7 protein-coding genes are annotated in these 7,769 nt (G+C 69.4%); 3 read left to right on the forward strand and 4 right to left on the reverse strand.

Annotated features, from left to right (window positions below; translation table 11 throughout):
• From OHA55_RS36400 to OHA55_RS36415, 4 genes are all read right to left on the reverse strand, one after another.
• Positions 1-912, reverse strand: a 912-nt coding sequence (locus OHA55_RS36400) for an anti-sigma regulatory factor (protein ID WP_266714801.1), incomplete at its 3' end; no start/stop codon positions are given.
• Positions 900-1,325 carry an anti-sigma regulatory factor gene (locus OHA55_RS36405; protein WP_266714803.1) on the reverse strand — a complete coding sequence of 142 codons (426 nt, stop codon included), beginning with the start codon at positions 1,323-1,325 and terminating at the stop codon, positions 900-902. The genes OHA55_RS36405 and OHA55_RS36400, both read right to left, overlap by 13 nt.
• Positions 1,322-1,699, reverse strand: a complete 378-nt coding sequence (locus OHA55_RS36410) for an STAS domain-containing protein (RefSeq protein ID WP_266714805.1) — start codon at positions 1,697-1,699, stop codon at positions 1,322-1,324. The genes OHA55_RS36405 and OHA55_RS36410 overlap by 4 nt, the downstream gene beginning before the upstream one ends.
• The gene (locus OHA55_RS36415) at positions 1,696-2,541 is read right to left on the reverse strand and encodes an STAS domain-containing protein (protein ID WP_266714813.1); all 846 of its coding nucleotides are present in this window, start codon (positions 2,539-2,541) and stop codon (positions 1,696-1,698) included. The genes OHA55_RS36410 and OHA55_RS36415 overlap by 4 nt, the downstream gene beginning before the upstream one ends.
• Before the next feature lie 471 nt (positions 2,542-3,012).
• On the opposite strand from OHA55_RS36415, the gene OHA55_RS36420 reads away from it, so the two are divergent.
• The 3 genes from OHA55_RS36420 to OHA55_RS36430 all read left to right on the forward strand — a co-directional run.
• Positions 3,013-3,720 carry a DUF2470 domain-containing protein gene (locus OHA55_RS36420; RefSeq protein ID WP_266714807.1) on the forward strand — a complete coding sequence of 236 codons (708 nt, stop codon included), beginning with the start codon at positions 3,013-3,015 and terminating at the stop codon, positions 3,718-3,720.
• A 146-nt stretch (positions 3,721-3,866) separates the two neighbouring features.
• Complete coding sequence (locus tag OHA55_RS36425; protein ID WP_266714809.1) at positions 3,867-4,064, forward strand: DUF4236 domain-containing protein; 198 nt, start codon at positions 3,867-3,869, stop codon at positions 4,062-4,064.
• Positions 4,065-4,577: 513 nt separating this feature from the next.
• Positions 4,578-7,769, forward strand: a 3,192-nt coding sequence (locus tag OHA55_RS36430; protein WP_266714811.1) for a GH92 family glycosyl hydrolase, incomplete at its 3' end; no start/stop codon positions are given.

Below are 7,769 nucleotides of genomic sequence, written 5' to 3' on the forward strand. Positions count from 1 at the left end.
GGTGCGCGCACCGGGCGTGATGCGCACGACGGCGACCGCTCCCCCGCGTCCGCCGCGCAGCGCCGTGTGGATCTCCCGGATCACGCCGTCCGGGGACTGCGCGCGGCCGTCCCTGAAAGCGGTGACGGCGGCGTCGGCCGCCCGGCCGGCCAGCGGCCCGTGGCCGAGGCCGTCGCAGAACATGAGCAGCAGCGCGGGATCGTCCGACGACGGGTCGATCCCCTGCTCTCCGTCCTTCGGCACGCGTGGCGTCGCGGGCGCCGTCGGGAGGTCGGTGCGGGACCTGCCGAATCCGGTCAGCGCGGACCAGTCGAGGGCGTCGGGCACCTCCCGTCCGGCGGTTCGCCGTGCCGGCCGCGGCTCCGGAACACGGACTCCGACGGGCCGGGCCGCCCAGGCGTCCCCGCACGCCTCTTCGCCGGTGATGGGCCGGGTGAGCCCGGCGACGACGGGCTCACCCGCGGTCCGGGCGCGCCCGGCCGCGTCCTTCGTCCAGAAGCGGGCGGCCAGCACGGTTCCGCGTCCCGGCACGGAGTGGATGTCCACGGAGTCGGCGAGGCGTGTGATCGCGCCGAGTCCGATGCCGAGCGTGCCGGCCGAGGACACGCCGTCGGTCAGCGAATGGCTCACGTCGGCCATGCCCGGACCCGCGTCGATGGTGACGATTTCGACGCCCGCGTCGTTCGCCGTACGTACCGCGCGCAGCAGCAGGGTGCCGTCCACGGCGTGCCTGTCCAGGTTGGTCGCCGCCTCGCTCACCGCGAGGGCGACCTCGGCGCAGCGCTGCTCGTCGAAGCCGAGCCGCCGCGCCAGGGCGGACGCGGCTCCTCTCGCGGCGGCCGGCAGGGAGTGAGGGTCGCGGAACCAGGCGATGTCCTGCGAGTCCAGCATCGGCAGGGTCAGCGCGCCCATTTGGTCACCGCGATCTGGGTGCCGCGGCCGACCTCGGTGTCCAGGGTGAAGTCGTCGACCAGTCGGCGTGCTCCGCTGAGGCCGAGGCCGAGACCGCCGCCGGAGGTCCATCCGTCGGTGAGTGCGAGGTCCAGGTCGGGAATGCCCGGCCCGGAGTCCTCGAAGACGGCGGTCACGCCGAGGCGGCCGTTGCGGCGGACCAGGCCGGTGCGCATGACTCCGCCACCGCCGTACACCAGGGTGTTGCGGGCGAGTTCACTGGCCGCCGTGACCAGCTTGGTCTGGTCGACCAGCGACAGCTTGCACCGCTGGGCGAGGGTGCGCACGAGCTGGCGGGCGCGGACCACGTCGTCGTTCGACGCGACCGGGACCGTCTCGTGCTCGCCCTCCGGAACGGACGGGAGCCCGCTCACGGCCGTGCCGGACGGCGGTGGTCCGAGCGGGCCAGGATGTCCAGCCCCTTCTCCAGAGTCAGGGCCGTGCGCACGCCGCCGAGGGACAGTCCCAGCTCGACCAGGGTGATGGCGACGGCGGGCCGCATGCCCACGACGACGGTCTCCGCGTCGAGCATCCGCGAGATGGCGGCCGTGGTGGCCAGCATCCTGCCCACGAAGGAGTCGACGATCTCCACCGCGGTGATGTCGATGACCACGCCGCTCGCGCCCGTGGCGACGATGCGGGCGGCGAGGTCGTCCTGCAGATCGAGGACGGTCTGGTCCTCCAGGTCCACCTGGATGGACACCAGGAGGACCTCGCCGATCTTCAGTACGGGTACGCGCTCACTCACGCCCGGCCGCCCGAGGTGGTGAGGCCGTTGTCGGCCCGGCGCAGCGCGTGCTTCAGCGCGTCCGCGAGCGTCGCCTTCGTGACGATGTCGCCGAACTGGATGCCCAGCGCCACGATGGTCTGGGCGATCTGCGGGCGGATGCCGGAGATGGTGCACTCGGCGCCCATCAGCCGGGCGGCGACCACCGTCTTGAGCAGGTGCTGGGCGACCTCGGTGTCCACCGCGGGGACACCGGTGATGTCGATGATGGCCTGGTCGGAGCCGGTGTCGACGAGCGTCTGCAGCAGCTTCTCCATCACCACCTGGGTGCGCGCCGAGTCGAGGGTGCCCACGAGCGGAACGGCGACGACGCCGTCCCACAGCTTCACGACCGGGGTGGAGAGTTCCATCAGCTGTTCGGACTGGGCGCTGATGATCTCTTCGCGCGCCTTGGAGTAGACCTCGATCGTGTACAGGCCGAGGGCGTCCAGGAGTTTGCCGAACCGCAGAAAGGCGTGGATGTCGGCGGCCGATGTGTCCACGGTCGGCGCGAGGAGTTCCTTGCAGGCGAAGACGCTGGTCGCCGTCTCCGTCGGGGTGAACCCCTGGCGGGCGCGGTTGCGCGAGAGCTCGCCCAGGAGCGCGCGGACCTCTGCGAATTCCTCGGCGTGCGCGTCCAGGCCGCCCCCGCGCATCGCCTCCACCAGAGCGGTGTACAGCTCACGCAGTTCGCGGTCCAGCTCCGCCAGGGAGACGCGCCCGCGCAGCGTGCGCGAGACCGACTCCACCCAGGCGGCCTCCAGCGATTCACGCTGCTCGGTGAGGAGCGTGACGAGCCTCGCCGATATGTCTTGTTCCGCCACCACGGCGATCCCCTCCAGTTGCGTCCCGTTGATACGGGACGTTCTTCGCAGCGTAAGCCATAGTTTCGCCGCTCCGGGCGGCACCGGCTTGCGACAAATGCCACTTGGTCCTGGCCCGTGCGAACACCGCCCGGGAGAGGGTTCGAACCACCCTCCGCCCGTTCGGGACCCGACGGGAAACATGCCAGGGGCACGCACCCGGAAACCCGGGAGGTCGCACCCCACCGGCCCCTCCCTTGCGGGGCCGGCTCGGCCTTTTGCGCGGCACGGGCTCCCGCCCGACCGCGCAGACCCCGCCTGCCCCGCCATCACCGCCCCTAATCCTCCACAACCAGACGCGGTCCTTCACACGGGGAGTCCGAATGCCGGGTGGCGAAACGGTGCCGCCATCACCACGACGACACCGTTTGTGATTAGGTTAGGCATACCTAAGTTCACGTCCGCCCGAATCCACCGCCCAGGAGCACCGGTATGCGCACACCCAGCAGCGACCCCACCCAGCCGACCCCTGCCGAGCGCGTGCGGTCCATCCTCCGGGCCGCCCAGTCGATGACGGTGGTGAGCGACGGCGGGCACCACGACGTCCACCGGCTCGACGAGGACGGCGGAGCCATGGGGGCCGTCCATCTGCACGCGCCCGACGACGGCACCCTCTCCCCTTCGACTCCGCGCTTTCCCGTACGCCTGGAGCTCACCGACATCGCTCCCACCTCCGTGCGCGACCGGCTGCGGGCCCGGGTCACTCTCACCGGCCTCATGAACGCCCCCTACGACGACGAGTCACCCGGGTCGACCTGCCTGGAGTTCGGCCAGGCCGTCCTGGAATGCGACGGGGACCGGTACTTCGTGACGCTGGAGGAGCTCGAAGAGGTGGCGGTGGATCCGACCGCCACCAGCGAGGCGGGCATGCTGATGCACCTCATGGACAGCCACCAGGAGTTGGTCCCCCTCCTGGTACGCCTGGTACGCCCCCGCCCGAAGCGTGGGATGCTCCGCGCGGTCCCGGTGGCGATGGACCGCTACGGCATGACGCTGCGGCTGGAGTTCCCCGGCACCCACCAGGACGAGCGACTGCCCTTCGCGACCCCGATCACCCGCCTCGAACAGGCCGGCCCCCAGATCCACGCACTGCTCTCCGCGGCCCGGCGCGCCTCCCACCTCGGCCCGCTGCTCACCTGACGGGCCAACCACCCCGTCTCCACATCGAGTGCGGACGACAAGAACTGACGGAACATCACCTCATTGCGAGGTGTACATTCCCCGGCTCGGGTTATCCGGATGTCACACGGAGGAGTACCCCGGACTCCTGACAGAAGGAGACAGCGATGCCGCTCACTTTTCGGAAGAGTTTCCAGATCCTGCCCGGCGTGCGTCTCAACATCAACCGCCACTCCTGGTCCGTCACCACGGGCGGCAAGCACGGCCCGAAGCGCACCAGGAGCAGCTCGGGCCGCCGCACCACCTCCATGAACCTGCCCGGCCCGTTCGGCTGGCGCAAGACCCGGCAGGCGCACCGGGACTGACCCGGCAGGCCGGGCATTCACCGCTTCGGCCCGCATGTACACCGACGGGGACCCGGTTGTTCCGGGTCCCCGTTCCCGTGCGCGCGGATGCCCGGAAAGGCTCTCCGCGGGCCGGCCCCGACGGTTCGCTCTTCGCGGAAGCAACGCTTTCGGCCGCATTCGTGAACCGGCCGGTGCCGGCGACACCCGTCGCACCGGCCGTCCGCGACGGAGCGCCACTTCTGACGGATCGTCAGGGGGCGGCGCACCGGGCACCCGTCGCCCCGAAGCCACTCCCCCGGTCGACGCCGGCCGCCGGCGCCATCGGCCCGATGAGCCGCGTCGACCGCGCACGCCGCCGCACGCCGGGCCGATGGCGCCGGATCGCACGCCGAGTTGTCCTGAATGCCGCCGATTCGCCGCGCGACTCTCACGTAACACTCTTGACACACAGCACCATTTGCCTCCCTACTGGTCTCCGCATCCCACTTTGACAACGTTGTCCAACCATCGTCCGGGGAGGAATGGCTCGGTATGCAGCCACCACTTGATCTTCGTTTCCACGCGGGTCCGCGTCGGAGACACAGCGTCGCGGCCCTCGCGGCGACGCTCGTACTGGTCGGAGCGAGCCCCTCACTCGCCGCCGTGCCGCAGAACGGCTCGCACGGGTCCTCGGCCGACCAGACGTTCAGCTCGTCGTTCGAGGCCGACCAGAAGCAGCCCGACTGGCGCAGCACCGTGGAGACCGGCCCGGACGGCAAGGATCTCTCGCAGGGCGTCGACGGCGGATTCTCCGGCGGCATCGCGGGCAACGTCACCGACCGGGTGACGGATGTCCGTGCCAGCAACGAGAACACGGGCGGCGGCGAGGTCAAGGAGAACCTGGTCGACGTCTCCTCCGCAACCAAGTGGCTGGCTTTCCAGCCCACCGGCTGGGTCGAGTTCGACCTCAGCGAGGCCACCAAGGTGACGACGTACGCGCTGACGTCCGCCAACGACCACGACGAGCGCGACCCGCAGGACTGGGTCCTCAAGGGGTCGGCCGACGGCCAGACGTGGACGACGCTCGACACGCGCACGGGTGAGAAGTTCGACGAGCGCTTCCAGACCCGCTCGTTCGACATCGCCGAGCCGGCCGCGTACCAGCACTTCCGCCTGGAGTTCACCAAGAACAACGGCGCCCCGGACGCGACCCAGCTCGCCGACGTGCAGTTCTCGGACGGCAACACCTCCGCCCCGGTGCCGGACGAGATGCGCACCATCGTGGACAAGGGTCCGTCCGGTTCGCCGACGGCCAAGTCGGGTGCGGGCTTCACCGGCACCAAGGCGCTGCGTTACGCGGGTACCCACAAGGACAAGGGCCGCGCGTACTCGTACAACAAGGTCTTCGACGTCAACACGCCGGTGACCCGTACGACCCAGCTGTCGTATCTGGTCTACCCGCAGATGACGAAGACGGACCTGGCCTACCCGGCCACGCACGTCTCGGTGGACCTCGCGTTCACCGACGGCACCTACCTGAGCAAGCTCGGTGCGACCGACACCAACGGCGGCGCCCTGACCCCGCAGGGCCAGGCGGACGCCAAGCGGCTGTACGTCAACCAGTGGAACAAGGTCGCCTCGGACATCGGTACGGTCGCCGCGGGCAAGACCATCGACCGGATCCTCGTGGCGTACGACTCCTCCAGCGGCCCCTCGCAGTTCCAGGGCTGGCTGGACGACATATCGATCGCCCCGAAGGCTCCCGCGAAGCCCAAGGCGCACCTGTCGGACTACGCGCTGACGACCCGCGGCACCAACTCCAGCGGCGGCTTCTCGCGCGGCAACAACATTCCGGCGACCGCCGTGCCGGAGGGCTTCAACTTCTGGACCCCGGTCACCAACGCCGGTTCCACGGACTGGATCTACGACTACTCGCGCGGTAACAACGCGGACAACCTGCCCACCCTCCAGGCGTTCAGCGCCAGCCACGAGCCCAGCCCGTGGATGGGTGACCGGCAGACGTTCCAGCTGATGCCGTCCGCCGCCTCCGGTACCCCGGACGCGTCGCGGAGCGCGCGTGCGCTGCCGTTCCGTCACGAGAACGAGACGGCGACGCCGCAGTACTACGGCGTGAAGTTCGAGAACGGCCTCAAGGCCGAGATGACGCCGACCGACCACGCGGCCCGCATGCGGTTCACCTACCCCGGTGACGACGCGAGCATCGTGTTCGACAACGTCAACAACCTGGGCGGCCTCACCCTCGACCCGGAGACCAGCTCCTTCACCGGCTACTCCGACGTGAAGAGCGGCGGCTCCACGGGAGCCACCCGGCTGTTCGTCTACGGCGTCTTCGACTCGAAGGTCACCGCGAGCGGCAAGCTCACCGGTGGCGGCGGGGACAACGTGACCGGGTACTTCCGGTTCGACGCGGGCAAGGACAAGCAGGTCGGGCTCCGTCTCGCCACCTCGCTGATCAGCGTCGACCAGGCGAAGAGCAACCTCGCCCAGGAGATCCCGGCCTCCACCTCCTTCGAGCAGGTCCAGAAGAAGGCCCAGCACGCCTGGGACGACATCCTGGGCAAGGTCGAGGTCGAGGGTGCCACCGAGGACCAGCTGACCACGCTGTACTCCAGCATGTACCGGCTGTACCTGTACCCGAACTCGGGCTTCGAGCAGGTCAAGGGTGTCAGCACCTACGCCAGCCCGTTCGTCGCCAAGACCGGTACGGACACCGCGACGAACACCGGCGCCAAGCTCGTCAAGGGCAAGGTGTACGTCAACAACGGCTTCTGGGACACCTACCGCACGACATGGCCCGCGTACTCCTTCCTGACGCCGAAGAAGGCCGGCGAGATGGTCGACGGGTTCGTCCAGCAGTACAAGGACGGCGGCTGGATCTCCCGCTGGTCGTCCCCGGGTTACTCCGACCTGATGACCGGCACCAGCTCCGACGTGGCGTTCGCGGACGCGTACGTCAAGGGCGTGGACTTCGACGCCGAAGCGGCGTACGAGGCGGCGCTCAAGAACGCCACCGTCGTTCCGCCGACCTCGGGCGTCGGGCGCAAGGGCATGGAGACCTCGGTCTTCACCGGCTACGCCAACACGTCGACGCACGAGGGTCTCTCCTGGTCGCTGGAGGGTTACCTCAACGACTACGGCATCGGTCAGATGGGCAAGGCGCTCTACGCGAAGACGAAGAACAAGCGCTACAAGGAAGAGTCCGACTACTTCCTCAACCGCGCGCAGAACTACGTGAAGCTCTTCGACAAGGACGCCGGCTTCTTCCAGGGCAAGAACGCCGACGGCAGCTGGCGTGTCCCGTCCGAGAGCTACGACCCGCGCGTCTGGGGTTACGACTACACGGAGACCGACGGCTGGGGCTACGCCTTCACCGCGGTGCAGGACACCCGCGGTCTCGCGAACCTGTACGGCGGCCAGGACGGTCTCGCCAAGAAGCTCGACACGTACTTCTCCACCCCGGAGACCGCGGGCCAGGAGTTCACCGGCTCGTACGGCGGCGTCATCCACGAGATGACCGAGGCGCGTGACGTGCGCATGGGCCAGTACGGCCACAGCAACCAGGTCGCGCACCACGTGACCTACATGTACGACGCCGCGGGTCAGCCGTCCAAGACGCAGGAGAAGGTCCGCGAGGTTCTGGGCCGCCTGTACGGGGGCAGCGAGATCGGCCAGGGTTACCACGGCGACGAGGACAACGGCGAGCAGTCGGCCTGGTTCCTCTTC

Source organism: Streptomyces sp. NBC_00102, assembly GCF_026343115.1.
Taxonomy (GTDB): Bacteria; Actinomycetota; Actinomycetes; order Streptomycetales; family Streptomycetaceae; genus Streptomyces.